This is a genomic window from Marinobacterium sedimentorum (assembly GCF_024267675.1).
GTDB lineage: Bacteria > Pseudomonadota > Gammaproteobacteria > Pseudomonadales > Balneatricaceae > Marinobacterium_A > Marinobacterium_A sedimentorum.
The window spans coordinates 93,513-117,780 of the sequence record NZ_JALDYX010000007.1; the positions used below are offsets into that span (position 1 = coordinate 93,513).

Sequence of the window (24,268 nt, forward strand, 5' to 3'; positions counted from 1 at the left end):
AGCACTGTATTTAGCCAATAAGCACACATAAAAAATATGCGTTCAACCATTTATAAATTACCCTACACTTTAGACGAACCTCCGGAGAATCGCCCCCATGCTTGAGAACCGCATCAAGTACCGCCATCTGCAATGCTTTCTGGAAGTGGCGCGCCAGGGCAGCGTCGGTGGCGCGGCCGACGTGCTGGCGCTGACCCAGCCGGCGGTGTCGAAAAAGCTCAAGGAACTGGAAGAGATGCTGGGCGTCCGGCTGATGGAACGCAGCAAGAAAGGCGTGGAACTGACCCAGTTTGGCGAGGTGTTTCTCAAATATGCCGGCGCCAGCGTCGCGGCCCTGCGTGAAGGTACCGACAGCATTGCCCAGGCCCAGCAGCGCGGCAAGCTGCGTCTCAGCGTCGGCGTACTGCCCACGGTGGCGACCAGTATATTGCCCAGGGCCGTACAGCGCTTTCGCCAGGGCGGCATGGACGTCACCCTGAATTTGCAGACAGGGCCCAATGCGCTGCTGCTCAGCCAGCTTCGCGTCGGCCAACTGGATCTGGTGGTAGGCCGCCTGGCCGAACCCGAACTGATGGCGGGGCTCTCGTTCCAGCATCTCTACTCAGAACGGATTGCCTTTGCGGTCCGCCCAGGCCATCCGCTGCTGCAGAACCCGGCACTGAATGTGCGCGACCTCAGCGGTTATCCAGTGCTCTACCCGCCCAAGGACTCCATTATTGCGCCCACCGTCGAGCGCTACCTGATCAGCCAGGGCATTGGCGCGCTGCACGATCGCATCGAAACCGTGTCCGATGGTTTCGGCAAGGAATATATCCGCCAGACCGATGCCATCTGGATCATTTCCAGGGGCGTAGTGGCGCGGGAAATCAGCGATGGCATCTTCTGCGAACTGCCGCTGGATACCCGCGAGACCCTGGGGCCCGTGGGGCTGACAACCCGCGCCGATACGATTCCGTCACCGGCGCTGCAGCTGCTGATGAATGCCGTGCGTGATGTCGCCCTGGCAATTAAAGCTACGGATCCTGATACACATATCAATAAGAATATATAAAAACCACAAAACCTCATTTTACATATCGGAAGAAGTGATCGAAAGTAGGGAAATATGCTTTAACCACATCAGGGTCAATGACTATGCACAGCCTGTCGCTCAACGGAGAATTCATCCACTACCAGCTGGACGGTCCGTCTCATTTGCCGCTGCTGGTTTTTTCCAATTCACTGGGCACCGACCTGCGGGTCTGGGACCCTCTGCTGCCCGAGCTGAAAGATCAGTTCCGCTTCCTGCGCTACGACAAGCGTGGCCATGGCCTGTCGTCCTGCCCGCCCGCGCCCTACCAGCTCGATGACCATATCAGCGACCTGATCGGCCTGCTGGATGCACTGGAACTCAGCCAGGTCACGCTCTGTGGCCTGTCTGTCGGCGGCCTGATCGCCCAGGGCGTCGCCGCCAAACGCCCGCAGCTGGTGAAGAACCTGATTCTGTGTGACACCGCCCACAAGATCGGTGACGCTTCCGGCTGGAATACCCGCATCGATACGATTCGCGCGCACGGCCTGGAATACATTGCCGACGCCGTGATGGAACGCTGGTTTGCCGCCTCCTTCCGCCAGGAAAAAGCCGCCGAAGTATCCCTGTGGAGCAACATGATGGTGCGCACGCCGGTGGAAGGCTATATCGGCACCTGCGCCGCCATTCGCGATGCCGACCTGACCGCGAGCAGCGCACAGCTGATCCAGCCCACGCTCTGCGTGGTGGGCGACGAAGACGGCGCCACGCCGCCGGACCTGGTGCGCTCCACCGCCGCGCTGATTCCGGACGCGCGCTTTGAACTGCTGGCCAATGCCGGCCACCTGCCCTGCGTTGAACAGCCCAAAGCACTGGCCGCACTGATCCGTGATTTCCTGGCCGAAGTGACAGAGCCGCTGAGCCGGTACGAGCAGGGCATGCAGGTACGCCGCTCGGTGCTGGGCAATGCCCACGTCGACCGCGCCGAAGCCAACAAGACCGCCTTTGATGAGCCCTTCCAGACCTTTATTACCGAAGGCGCCTGGGGTTCTGTCTGGAGCCGCCCGACGCTGAGCAAGCGTGATCGCAGCCTGATCACCATTACCCTGATGGCAGCCCTGGGCCACGACGAAGAACTGGCCATGCATATACGCGCCACCGCCAATACCGGCGCTACCCTGGACGAAGTCCGTGAAACCCTGCTGCACCTGGGCGTCTACGCCGGTGTACCGGCATCCAATGTCGCCATTCGCATCGCCAAGGAAACCTATACCGGCATGGGAATCGCTATTAACGGAGGTAAGCACTGAGATGAGCACCCTAACCAAGCGCGACTGGGCCAGCCATGCGGCCTATATCAGCCCCGAATACAAATCCACCGTGCTGCGTGGCGTATCCCGGAACCTGGTGGATATTGACCCCGAGCTGTCCGAGCTGACCGGCCCCGCCTACGGCGCCGAAGTACTGGGCCCGCTGGATCACGACCTGACCAAAAACGGCCAAGTGAATGGCGAGCCCCAGGGCGAGCGCATTGTTGTCTCCGGCCGCGTGCTGGACGAGAACGGCAACCCGGTCGCCAACACCCTGGTAGAAGTCTGGCAGGCCAACGCCGCCGGCCGCTACGTACACAAGGCCGATCAGCACGATGCCCCGCTGGACCCGAACTTTCTGGGTTCCGGCCGCTGCCTGACCGACGCAAACGGTTGCTACCGCTTTTACACCATCAAGCCCGGTGCCTACCCCTGGGGCAACCACCCCAACGCCTGGCGCCCCAACCATATCCACTTTTCACTCTTCGGCGCGTCCATCGCCAGCCGTCTGGTGACCCAGATGTACTTCCCCGGTGACCCGTTGCTGGCGCTGGACCCGATCTACCTGTCGGTACCACAAGGTGCGCGTGAGCGCATGATCGCGGATTTCTCGATCGATGTGACCGAAGAAGGCTTTGCCCTGGGATATATCTTCGACATCGTGCTGCGTGGCGTGAATGCCACCCCAATGGAGGACTAATTCATGTCACTGAAGCAGACACCGTCCCAGACCGTTGGCCCCTACTTCGCCTACGGCCTGACCGCTCAGCAGTATCATTACCCCCAGACCCAGGTCGCCACCGGCGCCATGGCCAATGACGAAACCCTGGGCGAGCGTATCCGTATCCTTGGCCAGGTCTTCGATGGCCAGGGACAGCGCATCAACGATGCCATGATCGAGCTCTGGCAGGCCAATGCCGCCGGGCGCTTCAATCACCCTGTGGATGCCCGTGAGTCACGGCCGCTGGATCCTGCATTCAAGGGATTCGGCCGCGTAGGTACCGGCACCACGCCCGACAACAGCTTTCGCTTTGACACCATCAAGCCGGGTGTCGCGCAGGACGGCCAGGCGCCCTTTATTTCGGTGATCCTGTTTATGCGCGGTCTGCCGAATCATGCTTATACCCGCCTGTACTTCAGTGACGAGGCCAGCCTCAACGCCGAGGACCCGGTGCTGAACAAGGTTGAAGCTGCACGACGCGACACCCTGATCGCGACGCGCCACGAAACGTCCACCGGCGTGGAGTACCGTTTCGACATTCACATGCAGGGCCCGCACGAAACCGTGTTCTTCAACTTCTAATAACAGGATATAACCATGACCAGCCCATGCATTATCAGCGTTGCCATCACCGGTTCCCTGCCGCAGAAAGCCAACAACCCGGCGGTGCCCATCACCCCGGCCGAGCAGATTGAATCGACCCACGAAGCCTTCGAGGCCGGTGCCACCCTGGTGCACCTGCACGTGCGCAATGAAGACGGTACCACCTCGTCGGACCCGGAGCGCTTCGCCCAGGTTCAGGACGGTATCCGCAAGCACTGCCCCGGCATGATCATTCAGTTCTCCACCGGCGGTCGCAGCGGTGCGGGCGACGAACGTGGCGGCATGCTGCACCTCAAGCCTGACATGGCGTCCCTGGCCACCGGTTCCGTCAACTTCGGCTCCATCGTCTATGCCAACTCGCCGGCGCTGATCGACGACCTGGCCGAGCGCATGCTGAAGTACGACATCAAGCCCGAGATCGAAGCCTTCGACCTGTCGATGGTGTTCAACACCGCCAAGCTGGTTGAGCGCGGCCTGATCAAGGCACCGGTGCACCTGCAATTCGTGACCTCCATCCCGAACGCCATTCCGGCCAATCGTGAAGTGCTGGAGTTCATGATCAAGCAGTACGAAAAGGTCTGCCCCGGCGGAACCTGGACGGCCGCCGGTATCGGCAAGTACCAGCTGATTCTCAACCAGTGGGCACTGGAACTCGGCGGCCATGTGCGCACGGGGCTGGAAGACAACGTGCGCTATGACAAGAACACCCTGGCCAAAAGCAACGCCCATCTAGTGGAGCGTCTGGCCGGCATGGTGGTCGACCATGGCCGCACCGTCGCCACGCCCGCCGAGGCCCGTGCCCTGCTGGGTCTGCGCCCGGCCTGAGCCTCCCCAAAAAAACCGCTTCATCTGCACTGGTAGCGGGGCTGCGCGCCCCGCTGCCAACATCACTGCATTCGATTACCGGAGGATCATTGCATGACCCTGTTTGTTTCGTTAAAAGAAGCGATCGCCGCCAACGTCTTTGACGGCGACCTGGTTGCACTGGAAGGCTTTACCCACCTGATTCCCTATGCTGCCGGACACGAAATCATCCGCCAGCAGCGCAAGGATCTGACCCTGATCCGCATGACGCCGGACCTGATCTACGATCAGCTGATCGGCATGGGCTGTGTCAAAAAGATGATCTTCTCCTGGGGCGGCAACCCCGGTGTTGGCTCCCTGCGACGTTTTCGCGATGCCTACGAAAAGAGCTGGCCCCACAAGCTCGAAATCGAGGAGCACAGCCACGCCGCCATGGCCAATGCCTATGAAGCCGGCGCTGCAGGCTTGCCCTGCGCGGTCTTTCGCGGCTACCTGGGTGCAGGACTCGCCGAGGTGAACCCCAATATCCGCTTTATCGAATGCCCCTTCACCGGCGAGCGTCTGGCCTCGGTGCCATCGATAAGGCCCGACGTCAGCATCATTCATGCCCAGAAAGCCAACCGCAAGGGCGACGTTCTGATCGAGGGCATTGTCGGTGTACAGAAGGAAGCTGTGCTGGCCGCCAAGCGTGCCATCGTCACGGTGGAAGAAATCGTCGACAACTTTGACGACCTCCACCCCAATGCCTGCGTACTGCCGAACTGGACGCTGAAAGCCGTCGTGCCGGTGCCGGGAGGCGCTCACCCTTCTTATGCCAAGGGTTACTACGAGCGCGACAACGCCTTCTACAAGGCCTGGGACCCGATCGCCAGCGATCGCGAGGGCTTCCAGGCCTGGATGCAGGAAAACGTGCTGAACGCAGGTCCCGACGCCTTCGCCAGCCGCGTTGTCTTTACCCAGGCCGAGAAGTAACAGGAGCCACGAGATGAACTACACAGCGACCGAAATGATGACCGTGGCCGCGGCCCGTGCCATCCGCAACGACGATGTCTGCTTCGTCGGCATCGGCATGCCGTCTGCGGCCTGCAACCTGGCACGCCTGACCCATGCCCCCGACGTCACCCTGATCTACGAATCCGGCACCATCGGCACCAAACCCGATGTACTGCCGCTGTCCATCGGTGACGGCGAGCTGTGCGATACCGCCGTCACCACCGTGGCGGTGCCGGAAATGTTCCGCTACTGGCTGCAGGGCGGACGCATCTCCGTCGGCTTCCTGGGCGCCGCCCAGCTCGACAAGTTCGGCAACCTCAACACCACTGTGGTCGGCGGTGACTACAACAGCCCGAAAGTTCGCCTGCCCGGCGGCGGTGGCGCCCCCGAGATCGCCACCTCCTGCGGCGAGATCTTTATCGTCATGAAGCAGTCGGCCCGTGGTTTTGTGGATAACATCGATTTCATGACGTCCCTCGGTCACGGCAAGACCGGCAAGGAGCGCGAGGCACTTGGTATCAAGACCCGGGGCCCGAGCCGCCTGACCACCGATCTGTGCATCATGGAAACGGACCCTGCCAGCAAGGAATTCGTTGTCACCTCCATCCATCCCGGGGTCAGCCGCGAACAGATCGCGGAAAATACCGGCTGGGCCATTCGCTTCGCCGACCAGGTGGTCGAAACACCGGCGCCCAATGAGTCCGAACTCGCCGCCCTGCGCGCCCTGAACGAACGTACCGCCCGCGCCCACGCCGGCCAATAGGAGATCGACATGACCGTTGCCTATATCTGCGACTATGTACGCACCCCCATAGGCCGCTTTGGCGGCGCCCTGGCCTCGGTTCGCCCGGACGACCTGGGCGCCGTGCCACTGAAAGCCCTGCTGGAGCGCAACCCCCAGCTGGACCCGAGCGCCATTGATGATGTCATCTTCGGCTGTGCCAACCAGGCCGGTGAAGACAACCGCAACGTGGCACGCATGTCGCTGCTGCTGGCCGGCTACCCCACCGCCGTAACCGGCACCACCATCAACCGTTTGTGCGGTTCAGGCATGGATGCCATCCTGATGGCGGCCCGCGCCATCAAGGCCGGTGAAGCGGATCTGATGATTGCCGGCGGCACCGAAAGCATGACCCGCGCCCCCTTCGTGATGCCCAAGGCCAGCAGCGCCTTCTCGCGCACTAACGAGGTGCACGACACCACCATCGGCTGGCGTTTCATCAACCCGAAGATGAAGGCCGCATACGGCGTCGATTCGATGCCGGAAACCGGCGAGAACGTGGCCGAGCAGTTCGGCATCAGCCGCGCCGATCAGGACGCCTTTGCGCTGCGCTCGCAGCAGCGCGCCGCCAAAGCCCAGGCCGCCGGCATCTTTGCCGAAGAAATTGTGCCGGTGAGCATCCCGCAGCGCAAAAAGGACCCGATCCTGTTTGCCCAGGATGAACACCCCCGTGCCGACACCACGGCCGAGATTCTCGCCAAACTCGGCACCCCCTTTCGCGCCAACGGCAGTGTCACCGCCGGCAACGCATCCGGCGTCAACGACGGTGCTGCGGCCCTGATTATCGCCTCCGAGGACGCGGTACGGAAATATGGCCTGACACCGATTGCCAAGATCCTCGGCGGCGCGACGGCCGGCGTTGAGCCGCGTATCATGGGCTTTGGTCCGGCGCCGGCGAGCCAGAAACTGTGCCAGAAACTGGGCATGAGCATTGATCAGTTCGATGTGATCGAGCTGAACGAAGCCTTTGCCTCCCAGGCGCTGGCAACCTTGCGCGATCTGGGGCTGCCAGACGACGCCGAACAGGTGAATCCCAACGGCGGCGCCATCGCCCTGGGGCACCCGCTGGGCGCCTCGGGCGCACGCATCACCGGCACTGCGGCGCTGGAACTGAAACGTCGCGGCAAGCGCTACGCGCTGGCCACCATGTGCATCGGCGTCGGCCAGGGCATCGCCATCGCGCTGGAAGCGGTCTGACGGAACAACCTGGTAACTGACGGCAGGAAGTCGTTGGCGTGCGAACAGGAGATCCGCACCTACCCGGTTTTTGTTAAATTCAGAGATCTGTCTCCCAACATTTTTTACATCGGCGATAAGCATCATGATTCAGGTATCCCCCTTCGACTCCGGCCTCTATCAGACCCTGCTGTCCGACACCGAGGCCGGGCTCTGGCTCAATGACCAGGCGCAGCTTCGGGCCATGCTCAGAGTCGAGGGGGAGCTGGCCATGGCCCAGGCCGAAGCCGGCCTGATTCCCGCCGCCGCCGCTACCGCCATTGCCGCGGCGGCGGCATCCCTTGTTCCAGATCCTGCCAGCCTTGCCGCCGGCACCGCGTCTGCCGGTGTGCCGGTGCCGGCGCTGGTCAAGGCGCTGAAAGATGTCCTGCCGGCCGAACAGGCACGCTGGGTACACTTTGGCGCCACCAGCCAGGATATTGTCGATACCGCGCTGATTCTGAACTGCCGCGAACTGATCGCGCTCCATGAAGGCCGCATCAGGGCACTGATTGGCGGCCTGGCGGATCTGGCCGAGGCGCACCGCGATAGCCTGATTGCCGGGCGCACCCGCACCCAGCAGGCCGTGCCCATGAGCTTCGGCTTCAAGGTAGCGCAGTGGCTCTCCCCCTTGCTGCGCCAGCTCGAGCGCCTCGAAGAGCTGAAACCCCGGCTGCTGAAAACCCAGCTCGGCGGCGCCGTTGGCACCCTGGCCGCCATGGGCGACAAGGCCGACCAGAGCGGTGAGATCCTGGCCCGCAGGCTGGATCTGGCCTGCGGCACCAACTGGCATACCCAGCGCGACGCCCTGGTGGAGCTCTCCGGCTGGCTCGGTCTCTGCACCGGCGCTCTGGGCAAGATTGCCCAGGACTGGCTGCTGATGTCCCAGACAGAAGTGGGCGAAATCCGCTTCAGCAATGGCGGCGGCTCCTCCACCATGCCGCAGAAATGCAATCCGGTGAACGCCGAGATCATTCTTGCCATGGCCCGCCAGAACGCAGGACTGGTCGGCCAGATGCACCAGGCCATGCTGCACGAGCACGAGCGCAGTGGCAGCAGCTGGGCGCAGGAGTGGCTGGTATTGCCGCAGCAGCTGATGGCCACCGCCGTGGCGCTGAAGCACGGCCTTGAAGCCCTGCAGTTCCTTGAGGTCAATTCCGATCGCATGCTGCAGAACCTTGGCGCCTTCAATGGCGTGATCTACGCCGAAGCTGCCACCTTCGAGCTGGCCCGCAGCATGCCCCGCGACCAGGCGGCGCAGCTGCTCAAGAATGCCTGCCTGCAGGCTATCTCGGGCGATGAGCATCTGTTCGATATAGTAGCCAGACTCAGCGGCATGCAGCTCGACGTCAGCCAGATGCAGCAACGCCTGCTCTGCGATGGCGCCACCAGCGTCTGGCTCGATACCCTGCTGCAACAGGCCCGCTCGCTGACTCAGTCATAACAGACACCACTCTATCGTTTGCCACGGAGGCATTCATGCTGGCTGTACTGTCCACCACAGCGCCGATCTTTATGCTCATTGCGCTGGGCTTTGTCGCGGTCCGGACACGGCTGATGCCCGCCGATGCCATCCCGGGCCTCGGGCGCCTGGTGATGTATTTCGCCATGCCGGCGATGATTTTCAGCACCCTGGTCAACATGAAGTTCGACCAGGTCATCGATCCGACCTATCTGCTGGTATACGGGGCAGGTTCGGCACTGGCGCTGGCGGCCGGCCTTGGTATCAGCAAACTGCTGTTTCGGGACTCCATCGCCGCAGGCGGCGTCAAGGCCATCGGCATGGCCGTGTCCAACAGCGCCTTTTTCGGCTACCCGGTGCTGGTGCAGGTGTTCGACGACCCACCCACCAATGCCTTTGCCATGGGCCTGATGATCGAAAACATGCTCATTCTGCCGCTGGCGCTGGTAATCATCGAATACGGCGTCGGGCGCCAGAACGGCACGACCCTGGCGAGCGCCTGGAAGTCGGTGCTGGTGCGGGTCATGCAGAACCCACTGATTATTGCCATTGTCGCCGGTATTGTGGCCTCGGCCATCGAACTGCAGTTGCCGGCGGTGATGAATCAGAGTCTGACTATGCTGGCGGGCACGGCGGCGCCGGTGGCGCTCTTTGTGGTGGGTGCCTCCCTGGTCAACAGCTCGCTGCGCGGCAGTGTGTCGGAAATCAGCCTGGTGGTGGTGGGCAAGCTGGCGCTGCACCCGCTGATGATGGTGCTGCTGATCTGGCTGCTGCCGGATTTCGATCCGCGCCTGCAGCTGGCCGCCGTCCTGATGGCCGCCATGCCGATGATGAGCATCTACCCGATCATCGGCGGCAATTACGGCTACCGCAACCTCTGCGCCAGCATCCTGCTGGTGACAACGGTGCTTTCCTTCGTCACCATTACTCTGACGCTCAAGCTGCTGCTCTAAGCAGCGCTCTGTGGCTCAAAGCGGCAGTTCGCTGCCCTTGTTGATATGTTCGGTGAGCAACGCCTGGGCAGCATCCAGCTGGTCGTCCAATACCAGCTGAAGCAGCTGCTGGTGCTCGTCCGCCACGGCATCACCACGGAACGGCCGTTTTTTCAGCGCCAGCACCTGGTAGCGCATGAACAGCTCCAGCACTGAGCCGTGATAGCGAATCAGCTGGCTGGAGCCGCAATTGGACACGATGGTCATGTGAAAGTCGCGATCCGCCTTTTCCCACTCGCGTGCATGGGCGGATTCATTTTCCATCATCAGCTTTTCCATGCAGCTCAGGCGGTAATGCGCGCTTATCAGAGCGGATTTCCAGTCCATGCGGTTTTGGCTGTTGGCCATGGATTTCTGCAGCCCGAGAATTTCCAGCTGTACACGCAGCTCGATCAGCTCGTCCAGATCGGATACCGACACCGGGTTCACGCGAAAGCCCTTCTGATCCTCGAAGGCGACAAAGCCATCGGATACCAGCCGCATCAGGGTTTCACGCAGGGTGTTCACACTCACACCATAGCTGGATCGAAGCTCGTTCAGCTTCAGCTTCTGGCCAGGGCCCAGCTTGCCGGTAACGATGTCGTTACGCAGGCTCTCGTAGGCCGTCTGACCCACCAGTTTACGGTCCACCGCAGTGTTCATTCGCATTCTCGCAAGGTATCTGACAATCAGGGTTTCGCCCCATACTACTCCAAATAAAGGCTGTTTTCCCATGACCAGCCACTTCCCATCAGACGGCAGCTCAACCGTTCGACGCTGCGCGCCAATCTGCAGGTAAAAAAAGTCGCGTCAGTCGCGGCAAAAACACACCCGCACAAAGCGGGTCTGCGCGACACAATCATCAGGAATCAGGCAATCAGATCACTCTGGATGTCGAATTTCTGTTTGAAGCGCTGCAGTACCGCCTTTGCATCGGCCCGCACGCCGGTAAAGATTTCAAAGGCATCGATGCCCTGGTAAATGAACAGATCAAAGCCCGAGACGATCGCCAGGCCCCTGGCGTGCGCCTGCAGCAGAAACTCCGTATCGATGGGTGTATAGACCGCATCGAAGGCCCAGCGCTGCGACCCTATCAGTTCTGCCGCAATGGGCAGACCCGGCGTCTTGTAATGCCCTACCGGTGTGCAGTTCACCAGGCCATCGGCACTGGCAGCCGCTGCCGCCAGGCCGTCCGACGATACACTGGATGCATTGAACCCGGCAGCATTCAGCGCCGCGGCCAGGGAGGCCGCACTGGCGGCATTCAGGTCCGCGATCATCACTTCGGTGGCACCGACTTCAAAGAGCCCGAACGCCACCGCCCGGCCTACGCCGCCGGCGCCGATCAGCAGCACCCTGCCTGCAGCCTGCTCCCCCACACGCTGGCGATAGCCACGGATGAAGCCGGTGTAATCGGTATTGTGCGCAGACACTGAACCGCTCAGGTTGAGCGTATTGGTGGACCCCACCAGCCGTGCACCCTGATAGACCTCCCCCGCATGGGCAACCGCCAGCTGCTTGTAGGGGAAGGTCACGTTGGTGCCGCGATAGCCCTGCTCGCGCAGGCTGGCAAGGGTCGCGGCAAAGGCAGCTTCGCTGGCATCCGCCGGTTCGTGCAGCTCATAGCTCACCGGCAGATCATACATTTCACCCAGCATAATATGCAGGGCGGGCGAGCGGGACTGGGCAATGGATTGCCCTATGAGACCAAGTTTGAGCATTCTTATTCTCCACAGCGGTAACGCATCCGCCGAATTATTCAGGGGCCGCAGAGATCCGGAACAGCATCGCCCTAGTGCGCGCCATCAACCGGATCCGGTAACGGGAAGCCCCGTCGCCGACTGCGTTTTGAGATGAACAGATAATAGCCACCCCAACCAAGAATCGTCAATATGTATGATATTTTCAAAAATATAGGATATTTAGACGGGCACGCCTGCAAGCCGCATGCTAGCTGGCCTGAGCCAGGATAAGGCGATAAACATATCGAAAACGATATATAAAACAAACGAAATATCACTCTTCATATCAAGCTGCGTATTTCATGGGCAGAACGGTCGGCCGACAGGCAACTTTGCAGACTAAGACCCTGAAATTGCTGGGTTTAAAGCAGCAACCAGGCACAGCCGGGGCGATAGTAAAGAATAAAAAACAAAATATAGGGTATTTTTGATTTAAACCTACGAACTTGACGATGCTCAATACTGTTGCTAGCCTGCATTTCAACCTCAGGGGCCGCCCTGATGAGCACAAGCACTCACAACAACAAGTAATAGCGGACGCCTACCTAAGTCCGTCTTTGGAGAGAAGCATGAAACTTTCAACAAAAAAAATAACACTGGGATTAGCCACTGCCGCTGCCATGATTGCGCTGCAGACACAGGCCGCTGATATCGAGCTGACCCTGGGTCACGTCGATCCCCAGGAATGGACCACCTCCAAAAAAGGCGCCGCTTCCAAGGTCTTCAAGGATCTGGTTGAAGCCGAGTCCGGTGGTCGCATCGCCGTGAACGTATACCCGGCCGGCCAGCTCGGTGGTGAAACCGACCTGCTGCAGTCCGCCCAGGAAGGCACGCTGAGCATGGCCATGGTATCCGGCGCCTACTCCAAGCTCTGCGCCGAAGCCTCGGTACTGGAAATTCCCTACCTGTTCCCGTCTGCTCCTATCGCCTGGGAAGTGCTGGACGGTGAGTTCGGCAAGGCGCTCGGTGAGCACTGCCTGCAAAAAACCGGCCTGCGCACCCTGGCCTACGCCGAAACCGGCTTTCGCAACTTCACCAACTCCAAGCGCCCGATCAACGAGCCCAAGGATCTGGAAGGTCTGAAAATCCGCGTCATGACCACGCCACTGTACGTCGAAATGGTCAAGGCTCTGGGTGGCGAGCCGACACCGATCGCCTGGCCTGAAGTACCCTCCGCTCTGGCGACCGGCGTCGTTGATGGTCAGGAAAACCCGGTCAGCGTGATTTATGGCAACAAGTTCTACGAAATGCAGAAGTACATCAGCCTGGATGGCCATGTATATGGCACCGACTTCATCCTGATGAACGACGAGCTGCTGCAGAGCCTGAGCCCGCAGGATCAGGCCATCATCAAGCGCGCCGCCAAGGTCGCAGGTCTTGTCGGTCGTGCCATTCAGCAGATCAACTCCGCTGAAGGTCTGGCGAAACTGGCCGAAAACGGCATGGAAATCACCGTGCCCGATGCCGAGCAGATGGCCAAGTTCCAGAGCACCGCTCAGCCGGCCGTGATCGAGTGGCTCAAGGGCGAAATCGATCCGAGCTGGATCAACAAGGCTCAGGATGCGGTAAAAACTGCCTCCGCCGACTAGTCTGCCCTGACCGTCAAACGCCGGAGGCGCTGAGCCTCCGGCGTTTGCACAACTACCTGTTTTCCGGGATCACAGCTTATGAAGCTCTTCTACAAAAAAGTCCTGTCCTGGCTGACAGGCAGTTCGCTGTTTATCGTCTTTGCGGTGGTGCTGGTCAGCAGCATGAGCCGCTATACCTTCAACGCCCCCATTCTGTGGAGCGAGGAAGTCGCCAAGTTCGCCATGATTTACGGCGCCATGTTTGGCAGCATCCTGTGCTACCTCGAAGGAATCCATATCAAGTTCAGTTTTGTGGAAGACAGCGTGCCTGCGCCCGTGCGCCGGCTACTGGCCATTGTCGTCGACCTGGTGTCCCTGGTGGCCGGTGCAGTTCTGGTCTGGTCCGGTTACCTCTTTGTCCTCAAGCGTGGTGCCATCCTGGCGCCTGGAACCGGCTTGCCCATGTACCTGTTTCAGTCCGCCATGATTGCCGGCGGCATCGGCCTGGTACTGGCGGCACTGATCAAGCTGTCTGAACACCGCACCGGCACCCCGGCCTGACACTCAGGCAGCTGCACATCTGAACAAGAGCCAAGGCGTTGCTCAATTACCGCTGAACGACGCCCAATAGAGCGAATAAGACTATGGTTGGATTTCTGATACTGTTCGTACTGCTGGCGATCGGCAGCCCTATTGCGTTTGCCATTCTGCTGGCCGTGTTTGGGCATGTGTCCCAGACGCCGTTTTCCTTTGGTCTGGTCAGCCAGCGTATTTTCTCGGGCCTCGACTCCTTCGCCATCCTCGCCATCCCGCTGTTCGTGCTGGCGGGCGAGCTGATGAACGAGAGTGGCATTACCGGGCGCATCATCACTTTCGCCAATGCCCTGGTCGGCCACATGAAAGCCGGCCTGGCACAGGTGAATATCTGGGCCTCGGTGATCTTCGCAGGCCTGTCCGGCTCCGCCGTGGCAGACACCTCGGCCCTGGGTCGCATCTTTATTCCCACCATGGAGAAAGAAGGTTACCCGCGGGATTTCGCCGCCGCCCTGACGGCCGCCTCCTCCGTGATAGGCCCCATGATCCCCCCCAGTATTCCGGTCATTATCTACGCCCTGATCACCACCGGCGTATCGGTACCGGCACTGTTTCTGGCGGGCGTGGCCCCTGGCCTGCTGCTGGCCATTGGGCTTTCGATCTATGTGCGTTTTTTCGCCGCCCACTATGCGCCGCTGCGTAAAAAGCTGTCGAATAAAGAACGTTTCAAGGCCTTTGTCGACGCCCTGATTCCGCTGTTTATGCCGGTCTTTATTGTTGGTTCCATCATTACCGGCGTCGTCACACCGACGGAAGCGGCAGCGCTGGCCGCGGGCTATGCCCTGGTCGCCGGCATGTTCGTGCTCAAGAGCCTGCATCTGAGCCAGCTGCCGCGCATATTCACCCGCGCCATGCGTGACTCGTCAATCATCCTGATCATTATTGCCGTGGTCGCTGCGGCCAACTGGATGCTGACCTTCTCCCGCGTGCCCCAGACCGTCAGCAGCTTCGTGCTGGACGAAATTTCGAGCCCCTGGGTGTTCCTGATCGCGGTGAACCTGATTCTGCTGGTTGTCGGCCTGTTCCTTGAGGGCATCGCCGCCATGCTGATTCTGCTGCCGATCCTGCATCCCATCGCCATGAGCCTGGGAATTGATCCGACGCACTTTGGCATAGTCGTGATCTTCAACCTGATGATCGGGCTGGTTACGCCACCCATGGGTATCTGCCTGTTCGTATCCAACTCCATCGCCAATGTAGGCATGGGGGCGATATCGCGCCGCATCATGCCCATGTTCCTGGTTGAGCTGCTGGTGCTGATCATCATCACCTTCATACCGCAGACCGTGACCTTTATACCCGGGCTCTTTGGCTACTGATCATCGGAGACTTTGAAATGAGCACACGCATCTATGTACTGAATGGCCCGAACCTGAACCTGCTGGGCACTCGCCAGCCGGAGGTTTACGGCCATGAAACCCTGGCCGACGTGCAGCAACGCCTGATCGGCCGGGCCGCAGAACTGGGATTTGAGATTGATTTTTTCCAGAGCAATCACGAAGGGGAAATTATCGACAAGATTCACGAAGCCCGCAGCCGGGCCGACGGCATTATCATCAACCCGGCAGCCTACAGCCACACCTCGGTGGCCATCCTGGATGCGCTGAACAGCTTCGAAAAGCCGGTCATCGAGGTGCACATTTCCAACATCCACAAGCGTGAAGCCTTCCGCCACCACTCCTTTGTCTCGGCGCGGGCCGAGGGGGTGATTGCAGGTCTGGGTACCAAGGGCTATCTGCTGGCGCTGGAGTACTTCGTCGAGGCAGGCCAATAAAGTCCGCTTTTGTTATGCACGCCGCCGGCCAGCCAGCCGGTGGCACTCTCCTACCCTCGCCCCCGCCCTCTGCTCATCCCCTGCTTAATATTTAATTGCGCCCGCTGGCGATCAGCACACTCTGATCGACAATTACTTCAGCCAGCGTTATCACCGTACGTGCCATCTCCCGAGACAGGTTGATCATCAGCAGGCCAAAGTCATCCGACGCTTGCAGGTGCAGCTCGTAAAACTGATCAGACGAGATATGTACCAGGGTAGTGGGCTGCTGGGCCACACTGGTTGACCAGCGGTCGTGCAGGCCGATCATGTCGACGAAGCCCAGTTGTTCGCCATTGCGATACAGCCGCGTCAGCGCATCCCGGTCGTGATGGTGCATATAGAGGGCGATAGAGCCCCGGAGAATGACATAGAAGCCGCGGGTCTTGTCACCCGGGCGGTACAGCACCTCGCCCTGGGAGAGCTCAGATACCTGGCCGTTTTCGAGCAGGCTGAGAATGGTGCCGTCCTGCAGCGCCCCGAAGGTCGACAGGGCACGAAAGTAATCCTCCCCCCAACGCTGCCACAGATCATTACCAGCAATAGTGCGCATCACTCATGCCCCCCGCTTTGGAGACTGCCAATCTCTCTGTAGGCAGTGTGGCGGGCTCAGCGTTTCCCCCAGGCCCGCCCGGGTATCATATTCAGCCGAGAAATTCGGCTCTTGTGCGGGCGTTGCTTTTAAAGCTGCCGCCCAGTGCCGTGGTTTCGGTCTGGGAGTTGGCATCCATGACCCCGCGGGACTTAACGCAGTAGTGTACCGCACTGATACTGACGGCCACGTTGTCTGTGCCAAGCAGCGTCTGCAACGCCACCAGAATCTGCTGTGTCAGGCGTTCCTGTACCTGCGGGCGCTGGGCGAAGAAACGTACAATTCGGTTGATCTTGGACAGGCCGATAATGGTCTGATCCGGAATATAGGCCACCTTGGCCACGCCATCAATCGTCACGAAGTGGTGCTCACAGGTGCTGACGACACTGATGTCCCGCACCTTGACCATTTCCTCCACCTGCATCTTGTTCTCGATCAGCGCCATCTTTGGAAAGCGGGCGTAATCGAGGCCGGCGAAGATCTCGTTGACATACATCTTGGCAATGCGATGCGGCGTTTCCGCCAGGCTGTCATCACTGAGGTCCAGCCCCAGCGTGCCAACCACTTCGGTCATCAAGCTTTTGATGCGTTCGTACTTCTGTTCGCTGCTCATGCCGTTCTCCTGCAGCGGAGTTTCCAGGCCCCGAGCGATCAGCACTTCACGAACAATCTGCGCTTCATTGGATATCATTTTTCCATCCTGGGTTTGACGGGAATGCGAGAGTTCCCAGATTCGGATTCCCGTACCTTTTACTTTTTATTCGATAGGGCAACTGTCTGCGTGAAACCTGCTCGCAGGTTTTTTATCAGAATCGCAAGGGTTTGCCTTGCGTTGGTAACGCGATATTAACAATCGGCAGCGCCGCTGAATACTTTATATAAGAAAACCGGATCAGATTGCTCTGATCCGGTTCAATTCCGGTGTTTTCAAGGGCCTATACAGGACATCTGATCTGGCAGCCGCCCAGGCCGTGCCCGAAAACGCCACTGCTAAAATCCTTTAACTAACGTGCTACAACTCATTCCAGCCTCAGGACGGAAAAGCGAACTGCGCACCTTCACGAACACCGGCCGACGGCCAGCGCTGAGTGATGGTCTTGCGCTTGGTGTAGAATCGCACCGCGTCAGGGCCATAAGCATGCAGATCACCGAACAGGGAGCGCTTCCAGCCGCCGAAGCTGTGGTAAGCGACAGGTACCGGCAGTGGCACGTTAATGCCTACCATGCCCACCAGAATGTTGTCGCTGAAGTAACGTGCCGCTTCACCGTCACGGGTAAAGATGCAGGTACCGTTGCCGTACTCATGGTCATCGATCAGATCCATCGCCTGCTGCATGCTATCGACTCGCACCACCAGCAGCACCGGGCCGAAGATTTCTTCCTGGTAGCAGGTCATCTCGGGGGTCACCCGGTCGATCAGGGTGCCACCGACGAAGAAGCCATTCTCATAGCCGCTCACATTGGGCGCGCGGCCATCGACGACGATCTCGGCGCCCTGCTCCTGGGCACTGTTGATAAAGCCCACCACCTTTTCCTGGTGCGCCTTGGTGATGACCGGACCAAAGTCATTGCTGCTGTCGCTGAAGGCGCCAACCTTGAGGCTCTGCATCTGTGCCTTCATCTTGCTGACCAGCGCATCGGCGGCGGCATCACCCACGGCAACGGCGACCGACAGCGCCATGCAGCGCTCGCCGGAGGAGCCAAAAGCAGCGCCGGTCAGGGCACTGACGGCGTTATCCATATCGGCATCGGGCATAACGATGGCGTGGTTCTTGGCGCCACCCAGGGCCTGGCAACGCTTGCCGTTGGCGCTGGCCTGGGTATAGATGTACTCGGCGATGGGCGTGGAGCCGACAAAGCTCACCGCCTGCACACGCTTGTCCTGCAACAGGGTGTCCACCGCTTCCTTGTCACCGTTGACCACATTGATAACGCCGGCGGGCAGGCCCGCTTCCATCAGCAGTTCGGCGATAAACAGCGTGGAGGACGGATCACGCTCGGACGGCTTGAGCACGAAGGTGTTACCGCAGACGATGGCCATGGGGTACATCCACAGCGGTACCATGGCCGGGAAGTTGAACGGCGTGATGCCGGCAACGACACCCAGGGGCTGGAACTCGCTCCATGAATCGATTGCAGGGCCCACATTCTTGCTGTGCTCACCCTTGAGCAGCTCAGGTGCGCCACAGGCGTACTCGACGTTCTCGATACCGCGGGACAGCTCGCCCATGGCGTCGTGGGAAATCTTGCCGTGTTCTTCGCCAATCAGGCGGCATATTTCTTCGGCATTGGCTTCCAGCAGTTCCTTGAACCGGAACATGATGCGGGCGCGCTTTTGCGCCGGCGTGTTGCGCCAGGCCGGGAAGGCCGCCTGAGCCGCGGCTATGGCTTCTTCCACCGTGGCCTTGCTGGCCAGCAGAACCTGCTTGTCGACCGTACCGGTGGAGGGATTGTAAACGTCCTGGCTGCGGCCGGAGCCTGTGTGTGCGGTACCGTTGATCAGATGTCCGATGGTTTTCATGCTGTTGCCTCCGTCAATGTGTTGTAGTCGCGGTCGTTCAGTCGAGTTCGGCGAAGGCATCGCCCAGGGCATTGATCACCCGGTCAATTTCTTCAGGCTCGACGATAAAGGGCAGGCCCAGCTGGATGGTGTCGCCGCCGTAACGCACGTAGAAGCCCTTCTCCCAGCACTTCATGGCAATTTCATAAGGCCGACGCGCCGGCTCGCCGGGGTAGCTTTCAATCTGCAGGGCACCGGCCAGACCGTAGTTGCGGATATCGCTGATATAGCGCGTACCCTTGAGGCTGTGCAGCGCGTTCTCGAACACCGGGCTCATTTCCTTAACCCGGTTGATCAGGTTGTCGTTCTGCAGAATATCCAGCGACGCCAGGGCCGCGGCACAGGCTACCGGGTGACCGGAGTAGGTATAGCCGTGGGGCAGTTCCAGCATGTATTCAGGCCCGCCCTGCTCCATGAAGGTCTGGTAGATCTCACCTTTGCAAATCACCGCACCCATAGGTACTGCGCCGTTGGTCAACTGCTTGGCGACGTTCATGATGTCCGGCACCACGCCGAATTCTTCGGCGCCTGTCATGGAGCCCATGCGGCCAAAGCCGGTAATGACCTCGTCAAAGATCAGCAGAATGTCGTGCTGATCGCAGATCTCGCGCAGGCGTTTCAGGTAGCCCACAGGCGGCGGAATAACGCCGGCGGAGCCCGCCATCGGCTCGACGATCACGGCCGCGATATTGCTGGCATCGTGCAGCGCGATCAGCTCGAGCAGATCCTCGGCCTTGTCGGCGCCCACTTCCGGCATGCCACGGGTAAAGGCATTTTCCTTCAGCAGCGTATGGGGCAGGTGATCGGCATCGATGCCCTGGCCAAACAGGGCCCGGTTGGCACCGATACCGCCCAGGCTAATACCGCCGAAGTTAACACCGTGGTAGCCCTTGGCACGGCCGATCAGCTTGGTCTTGCTGGCCTTGCCCTTCTTGCGCCAGTAAGCGCGGGCGATCTTCAGCGAGGTATCGGCACTCTCTGAACCGGAACCGGTGTAGAACACATAATCGAGCCCCTTGGGGGTCAGCTCGCGGATGCGGTGCGCCAGCTCAAACGCCTTGGGGTGGCCGTGCTGAAACGCCGGCGCATAGTCGAGTTCGCGCAGCTGCCTGGAGACCGCCTCGGCGATCTCGGGCCTGTTGTGACCGGCGCCGCAGGTCCACAGACCCGACAGGCCATCGAAGATGCGACGGCCATCGGCCGTCTTGTAGTAGGCACCTTCGGCACCAACAATGATGCGCGGGTCGGCCTTGAACTGACGGTTGGCCGTGTACGGCATCCAGTAGGCATCGAGCTGCTCGGCGCTGAGCCCGGCGGTTTTGCTAGTATCCAGTTCAGACATGGCATACCCCTTGTTATTAAATCGGCGATGATCTGTGGGTGACTCTGTATAGACCGAGTGTGCCGAAGCACTACTGTAAATTAAACACAAACATATTAATCTTTAGGCAAGTGTTTACTTAACTTACAATCGGGCCTTGATGTACCCTTAAGGGTAGCCAAAAGAATCAAGGAGTTGCGCCATGAAGCCCCGCAAGCCCGTGCTGCCCGGCCAGCTGAGTGATACCGACCTGCGCCTGCTGCGCATCTATCGCAAGGTGGTGGAGTGCGGCGGCTTTTCCGCCGCCGAAGTGGAGCTGAATATCAGCCGGGCGGCCATCAGCATCGCCATGAATGACCTTGAAAGCCGCCTGGCACTGCGCCTGTGTCAGCGCGGGCGCAGCGGTTTTTCCCTGACAGAGGAAGGCAGCGAGGTATACGAGGCCACACTGCAGCTGCTGGCGGCGATTGAGGGCTTTCGCACCCGGGTCAACGGCCTGCATGCCCAGCTCAAGGGCGAGCTGAATATCGGCATCACCGACAACCTGGTCACCATGCCGAAAATGCACATTACCAATGCCCTGAACGCGCTCAAGCTGCGCGGCGACATCCGCATCAATATCCGCATGATTCCCCCCACCGAAATCGAACTCGGCGTACTGGACGGTCGCCTGCACACAGGCGTGATCCCGGCGTTGAAAACGCTACCGGGGCTGCATTACCGCCTGCTCTATGAAGAAGAATCACTGCTCTACTGCAGCTACCAGCATGCACTTTTCGATGCCGCCAGCATCAGCGCCAAACAACTGGCGTCCTGCGATGCCGTACTGCCCGCCTACGCCCAGACGGCCCAGGTTAAAACCCTGCACGAGCCACTCAAGGCCGCAGCTTCCGCCACCGACCGCGAAGGCATCGCCTTTCTGATTCTCACCGGCCAGTACATCGGTTTTCTGCCGACCCACTACGCTGAACGCTGGATACGCGACGGCCTGATGCGGGCCTTGAACCCGACGCAATACCGCTATATCACCCAGTACAGCGCCATCACCCGCAAGGGCGCACCCTCGAATCTGGTGCTGGAAAGTTATCTGGAAGAGCTGGATCAGCTGATACAGGCAGAAACTGCCTAGCAGCCAGCCCTGCTTTACTGTATCCCAGGGCCGAAAAAGAACGGCCGCAAGCGTGCGCCCAGCCAGACCCCGGGCAGCACAGCCGCAAACCAGAGCCAGCCATGCAGGCTGGTGGAGGCAATGCCCGAGACCAGGGCACCTATGGTGCAGCCAAAGGCAATGCGCGCACCGTAGCCCATCAGCAGGCCACCGAGCATGGCCGCTATGATGGCGCCTGGCCTGAGATCCCAGCGCCAGGCCCAGCGCCCCGCCGCAAGCGCTGCACCCAGGGCCCCGAGCACCAGGCCGATATCCATCAGGGAGGTCACATCCTGCAGCAGGTCATTCGCCAGGGCGGCGGACTGAAAGGGCGCCTGCCAGAATGCCGAGCTGGCCGGATTCCAGCCCAGCAGCGTGGCGACCTTGGCACCCCCGAGCGCATAGGCCCAGGTGATGCTCCAGGGATGGCCGGCCAGCGCCAGGGTCGCCATGTTCAGTAACGCCAGCGCCGTGGCGCCGACCCACAAGGGCCAGACTGCGCGGGAATGCCTGGCCACGGCAGGGCGCAGGCCCGCGAGCCACCAGAGTGCGGCGATCAGGATCAGTTGCAGCGCTGCTGCCGGCCACCAGCCCAGCACCTGACCCAGCACCACCGCGTTTATGCCCGGCAGACTCTGCCACCAGCCCATCTGCAGACTGGCCAGAAAGGAGCCGGCACAAAAGGTCGCAATCACCAGCAGCATGCGGCCATTGCCAGCACCCAGGCTATAGAGGGTGCCGGAACCACAACCACCGCCGAGCTGCATGCCTACCCCAAACAGCAAGGCACCTGCCGCCACCTGCACCCCGACGGGCGCGCCCGAGCCCCCCAGGGCCTGGCCGAAGACTTCACCCAGGGACAGCAGCGGCGCAAACGCCAGGGTCGTCAGGCCAATCAGCGCAAGCGGTGCACGCAGCGCGCGGGTATCAAACTCCAGCACGAAACGGCGCAGGCTGGCGGTAAAGCCGATTTCGGTCAGCACCAGCACCGCCCCCATCAGCAGACTGACGCCAAAGAGCGCCAGGTGACGCCCACCACTGGCGCCGAACGCAGCCAAGCCAAGGCCTGCAACAAGCAAAATCCAGCCCGCCGCCCAGCGCAGTCTGGCTGCCGGCAACAATGGCAAAACCGGATTCGGCTTATTCAGTGGCATCACGGGCGATGGCAGCAAAGACATCGTCCAGCTCCCGCGCCATTTCATCCAGCGCGGGGCTGGCGTAAGGGGCAAAGGTGCTGCTCGGTGTCGCCCAGCTCAGACTGGTGCTGCCATCGGCATTTTCGGTCAGGTAAAAGCGCAACGGCGCTTCGATACCCGCGGCGATACTGGCATCCAGCATGCGCACGGCATAGTCGTTGCGATAAACCCCCACAACCAGGTTGCCAGGAATACTGACCCCGCGTGAGGCCGCGCCCTGGCTGGCACTGGCCTGGGTGACCACCAGCATCTTGTTCGCCACCACCGCCGCCGCCAGGCGCTCATGCAGCTGCGCAAAGCTCTGGGCGCTGTCGATACGGCGCACCTCGTCGGCAGCCTGGGCCTGCAGCGATGGCAGACTCAATATCATCCAGACTGCGGCCAGCCGCAGGCTGCGTTGCAGGTTAAACAGGGAAAAAAGGGTCCGGGTCATCAGACTGTCTCCATCGTTTTGAAGGGCATCGACTGTAAATCACCAGGTACAAGCATCGACCAGCGCCGGGAAAAAGCACCATCAAGAATGCACCTGTACTCTAGAAGACGAAGCTGAGCCAGAACTGAAAAAGCCCAGGCACAAGACCTGGGCAAGAACATCAAAGGGGAAATCCTTATGCGGCGAACCTAAAAATAAATGTTCAGGCCGACCGCCAGATTGTCATTGTCCGATTCATCATAGCTGCCCGCCTCGGCCCACAGATCCAGCCGCTCATCATGGCGGTACTTCAGCTGCGCTATGACGGCGCTGTCCTGCTGCAAGGCCCCGGCGCTGGGCTGTTCACGGTCCTGGTACGATAATGCATAGGCAAACTTGCCCGCAGTATAGGTACCCGTCACAGCATACACATCAAAATCGGCCCCGGCGGAACCCAGATCGCGGTTACTCTCATACACCCCCGCCAGCTTCCAGTTATCAAATTTGTAATGGGACGCCAGCACCCAGCGCTCACGGTCCGACTCACCCGAACTGACACCCACCAGCTCCTTGTCATAAACCGACAGGTTGAGACCAAGCATAAAGTTATCGGTCTTGTAGACGCCGTGGACGATCTTCAGGTCGTCATCGGTTGCACTGCCATTATTGATGCTGGCCAGCACAAACTTGGCGTAAAAGTTGTTCCACACCGGCGTCTTGTACACCAGGCCATCCTTGCTCCATTTGGTCTGGGTCCACATGCGGGTACCGTTGGGCACAGCGCTGGGTGTACTGTCCTGGGTGTTCACCTCAAACAGATCCACCGCCGAATAAAACTCCTCATACACGCCGGACATGGCATCACCAAAGGCAAACAGACCGTAATCGGTAATGAATGCGGCACCGGCATAACGGATGAAAATATCGTCGTCATCATTCTTGAGCTGATTCAGCGCACCGTAATAAATACTTTGGGTGCCATCCGCTTCTGCCAGCGGCGCAAAGTCGGCTTCCACCCGATAGGCCAGCTTCACGCTATCCGATAACACATAGAATCCCCGCGCACCCAGTATGGCCTTGGACAGGTAGGGCGTGCTGTCCACCGAATTCCCCAGAAAATTGGTATCGCTGAAGTGGGCCACACGGCCACTGAGCTGACCATAGATTGTGGGCGTTGCCGGCTGGGCGGCAACCGCGGCAGATGTTCCTGCACAGAGCAGTGCAAGACCCAGGATGGAGACATTCATTCGTAAACCTCTGCAGATTATTTTTTTGTTTTATATGAGAAATACTTATTTGCAGGCGAAAACACTAGAAACCAACGACACTAATGTCAACATTTTTTTCATATATAAAAACAAATTTCTTCTTACAGGTGCCTCTGCACTAACACTGGATTGAAAATTACATCTAGCCGCCACCGCCCCCGGCCAAGAACAAAGCAAACCAGAACA

At 60.0% G+C, this 24,268-nt stretch carries 24 protein-coding genes; 15 read left to right on the forward strand and 9 right to left on the reverse strand.

Going from position 1 to position 24,268, the window contains the following annotated elements; genetic code table 11:
- The first annotated feature begins 97 nt into the window (after nucleotides 1-97).
- The 10 genes from pcaQ (at nucleotide 98) to MRS74_RS08705 (ending at nucleotide 9,851) form a co-directional block, all read left to right on the forward strand.
- Nucleotides 98-1,051 (forward strand): pca operon transcription factor PcaQ, encoded by a 954-nt coding sequence (pcaQ, locus tag MRS74_RS08660; RefSeq protein ID WP_254579880.1) that lies wholly within the window; start codon nucleotides 98-100, stop codon nucleotides 1,049-1,051.
- Nucleotides 1,052-1,134: 83 nt separating this feature from the next.
- Nucleotides 1,135-2,319 carry a bifunctional 3-oxoadipate enol-lactonase/4-carboxymuconolactone decarboxylase PcaDC gene (gene pcaDC, locus MRS74_RS08665; RefSeq protein WP_254579881.1) on the forward strand — a complete coding sequence of 395 codons (1,185 nt, stop codon included), beginning with the start codon at nucleotides 1,135-1,137 and terminating at the stop codon, nucleotides 2,317-2,319.
- 1 nt (nucleotide 2,320) lies between these two features.
- The gene (gene pcaH, locus MRS74_RS08670) at nucleotides 2,321-3,019 is read left to right on the forward strand and encodes a protocatechuate 3,4-dioxygenase subunit beta (protein ID WP_254579882.1); all 699 of its coding nucleotides are present in this window, start codon (nucleotides 2,321-2,323) and stop codon (nucleotides 3,017-3,019) included.
- Between the two features lie 3 nt (nucleotides 3,020-3,022).
- Entirely contained in the window at nucleotides 3,023-3,622 is a 600-nt protein-coding gene (gene pcaG / locus MRS74_RS08675) for a protocatechuate 3,4-dioxygenase subunit alpha (RefSeq protein ID WP_254579883.1), read from the forward strand.
- Between the two features lie 15 nt (nucleotides 3,623-3,637).
- Nucleotides 3,638-4,468 carry a 3-oxoadipate:acetyl-CoA acetyltransferase gene (locus MRS74_RS08680; protein ID WP_254579884.1) on the forward strand — a complete coding sequence of 277 codons (831 nt, stop codon included), beginning with the start codon at nucleotides 3,638-3,640 and terminating at the stop codon, nucleotides 4,466-4,468.
- Between the two features lie 93 nt (nucleotides 4,469-4,561).
- Nucleotides 4,562-5,419 carry a CoA transferase subunit A gene (locus MRS74_RS08685; protein ID WP_254579885.1) on the forward strand — a complete coding sequence of 286 codons (858 nt, stop codon included), beginning with the start codon at nucleotides 4,562-4,564 and terminating at the stop codon, nucleotides 5,417-5,419.
- A 13-nt stretch (nucleotides 5,420-5,432) separates the two neighbouring features.
- Nucleotides 5,433-6,203 (forward strand): CoA-transferase subunit beta, encoded by a 771-nt coding sequence (locus tag MRS74_RS08690; RefSeq protein ID WP_254579886.1) that lies wholly within the window; start codon nucleotides 5,433-5,435, stop codon nucleotides 6,201-6,203.
- 9 nt (nucleotides 6,204-6,212) lie between these two features.
- Entirely contained in the window at nucleotides 6,213-7,418 is a 1,206-nt protein-coding gene (pcaF, locus tag MRS74_RS08695) for a 3-oxoadipyl-CoA thiolase (protein WP_254579887.1), read from the forward strand.
- Nucleotides 7,419-7,542: 124 nt separating this feature from the next.
- The gene (locus MRS74_RS08700) at nucleotides 7,543-8,880 is read left to right on the forward strand and encodes a class-II fumarase/aspartase family protein (protein WP_254579888.1); all 1,338 of its coding nucleotides are present in this window, start codon (nucleotides 7,543-7,545) and stop codon (nucleotides 8,878-8,880) included.
- 35 nt (nucleotides 8,881-8,915) lie between these two features.
- Nucleotides 8,916-9,851, forward strand: a complete 936-nt coding sequence (locus MRS74_RS08705; protein WP_254579889.1) for an AEC family transporter — start codon at nucleotides 8,916-8,918, stop codon at nucleotides 9,849-9,851.
- Nucleotides 9,852-9,866: 15 nt separating this feature from the next.
- Here MRS74_RS08705 and MRS74_RS08710 read toward each other — a convergent pair whose 3' ends face one another.
- Together MRS74_RS08710 and MRS74_RS08715 are read right to left on the reverse strand one after the other, a co-directional pair.
- Complete coding sequence (locus MRS74_RS08710) at nucleotides 9,867-10,532, reverse strand: GntR family transcriptional regulator (protein ID WP_254579890.1); 666 nt, start codon at nucleotides 10,530-10,532, stop codon at nucleotides 9,867-9,869.
- Nucleotides 10,533-10,738: 206 nt separating this feature from the next.
- Nucleotides 10,739-11,590, reverse strand: a complete 852-nt coding sequence (locus tag MRS74_RS08715; protein ID WP_254579891.1) for a shikimate dehydrogenase family protein — start codon at nucleotides 11,588-11,590, stop codon at nucleotides 10,739-10,741.
- Between the two features lie 590 nt (nucleotides 11,591-12,180).
- On the opposite strand from MRS74_RS08715, the gene MRS74_RS08720 reads away from it, so the two are divergent.
- From MRS74_RS08720 to aroQ, 4 genes are all read left to right on the forward strand, one after another.
- Nucleotides 12,181-13,200 carry a DctP family TRAP transporter solute-binding subunit gene (locus MRS74_RS08720; protein WP_254579892.1) on the forward strand — a complete coding sequence of 340 codons (1,020 nt, stop codon included), beginning with the start codon at nucleotides 12,181-12,183 and terminating at the stop codon, nucleotides 13,198-13,200.
- Between the two features lie 78 nt (nucleotides 13,201-13,278).
- Nucleotides 13,279-13,740 carry a TRAP transporter small permease gene (locus tag MRS74_RS08725; protein ID WP_254579893.1) on the forward strand — a complete coding sequence of 154 codons (462 nt, stop codon included), beginning with the start codon at nucleotides 13,279-13,281 and terminating at the stop codon, nucleotides 13,738-13,740.
- Between the two features lie 83 nt (nucleotides 13,741-13,823).
- Nucleotides 13,824-15,092: a TRAP transporter large permease gene (locus MRS74_RS08730; protein ID WP_254579894.1), complete on the forward strand. Its 1,269-nt coding sequence runs from the start codon at nucleotides 13,824-13,826 to the stop codon at nucleotides 15,090-15,092.
- A gap of 17 nt (nucleotides 15,093-15,109) precedes the next feature.
- Entirely contained in the window at nucleotides 15,110-15,547 is a 438-nt protein-coding gene (gene aroQ, locus MRS74_RS08735) for a type II 3-dehydroquinate dehydratase (RefSeq protein ID WP_254579895.1), read from the forward strand.
- Nucleotides 15,548-15,638: 91 nt separating this feature from the next.
- On the opposite strand, the gene MRS74_RS08740 is transcribed toward aroQ, so the two are convergent.
- The 4 genes from MRS74_RS08740 to aptA all read right to left on the reverse strand — a co-directional run bounded on the left by MRS74_RS08740 (nucleotide 15,639) and on the right by aptA (nucleotide 20,080).
- Complete coding sequence (locus MRS74_RS08740; RefSeq protein ID WP_254579896.1) at nucleotides 15,639-16,139, reverse strand: cyclic nucleotide-binding domain-containing protein; 501 nt, start codon at nucleotides 16,137-16,139, stop codon at nucleotides 15,639-15,641.
- 91 nt (nucleotides 16,140-16,230) lie between these two features.
- Nucleotides 16,231-16,869, reverse strand: coding sequence for a GTP cyclohydrolase I FolE (gene folE, locus MRS74_RS08745; RefSeq protein WP_254579897.1), 639 nt, complete (start codon nucleotides 16,867-16,869; stop codon nucleotides 16,231-16,233).
- Between the two features lie 339 nt (nucleotides 16,870-17,208).
- Nucleotides 17,209-18,699 carry a CoA-acylating methylmalonate-semialdehyde dehydrogenase gene (locus tag MRS74_RS08750; RefSeq protein WP_254579898.1) on the reverse strand — a complete coding sequence of 497 codons (1,491 nt, stop codon included), beginning with the start codon at nucleotides 18,697-18,699 and terminating at the stop codon, nucleotides 17,209-17,211.
- A 37-nt stretch (nucleotides 18,700-18,736) separates the two neighbouring features.
- On the reverse strand, nucleotides 18,737-20,080 hold the full coding sequence (aptA, locus tag MRS74_RS08755; protein WP_254579899.1) for an omega-aminotransferase AptA: 1,344 nt from the start codon (nucleotides 20,078-20,080) through the stop codon (nucleotides 18,737-18,739).
- A gap of 181 nt (nucleotides 20,081-20,261) precedes the next feature.
- Between aptA and MRS74_RS08760 the strand changes: the two genes are divergently transcribed.
- Nucleotides 20,262-21,188: a LysR family transcriptional regulator gene (locus MRS74_RS08760; protein ID WP_254579900.1), complete on the forward strand. Its 927-nt coding sequence runs from the start codon at nucleotides 20,262-20,264 to the stop codon at nucleotides 21,186-21,188.
- A gap of 14 nt (nucleotides 21,189-21,202) precedes the next feature.
- Here MRS74_RS08760 and MRS74_RS08765 read toward each other — a convergent pair whose 3' ends face one another.
- The 3 genes from MRS74_RS08765 to MRS74_RS08775 all read right to left on the reverse strand — a co-directional run bounded on the left by MRS74_RS08765 (nucleotide 21,203) and on the right by MRS74_RS08775 (nucleotide 24,061).
- Nucleotides 21,203-22,384 (reverse strand): YeeE/YedE family protein, encoded by a 1,182-nt coding sequence (locus tag MRS74_RS08765; protein ID WP_254579901.1) that lies wholly within the window; start codon nucleotides 22,382-22,384, stop codon nucleotides 21,203-21,205.
- On the reverse strand, nucleotides 22,347-22,835 hold the full coding sequence (locus MRS74_RS08770) for a DUF302 domain-containing protein (RefSeq protein WP_254579902.1): 489 nt from the start codon (nucleotides 22,833-22,835) through the stop codon (nucleotides 22,347-22,349). The genes MRS74_RS08765 and MRS74_RS08770 overlap by 38 nt, the downstream gene beginning before the upstream one ends.
- A gap of 188 nt (nucleotides 22,836-23,023) precedes the next feature.
- Entirely contained in the window at nucleotides 23,024-24,061 is a 1,038-nt protein-coding gene (locus MRS74_RS08775) for a porin (RefSeq protein ID WP_254579903.1), read from the reverse strand.
- Nucleotides 24,062-24,268 lie beyond the last annotated feature (207 nt).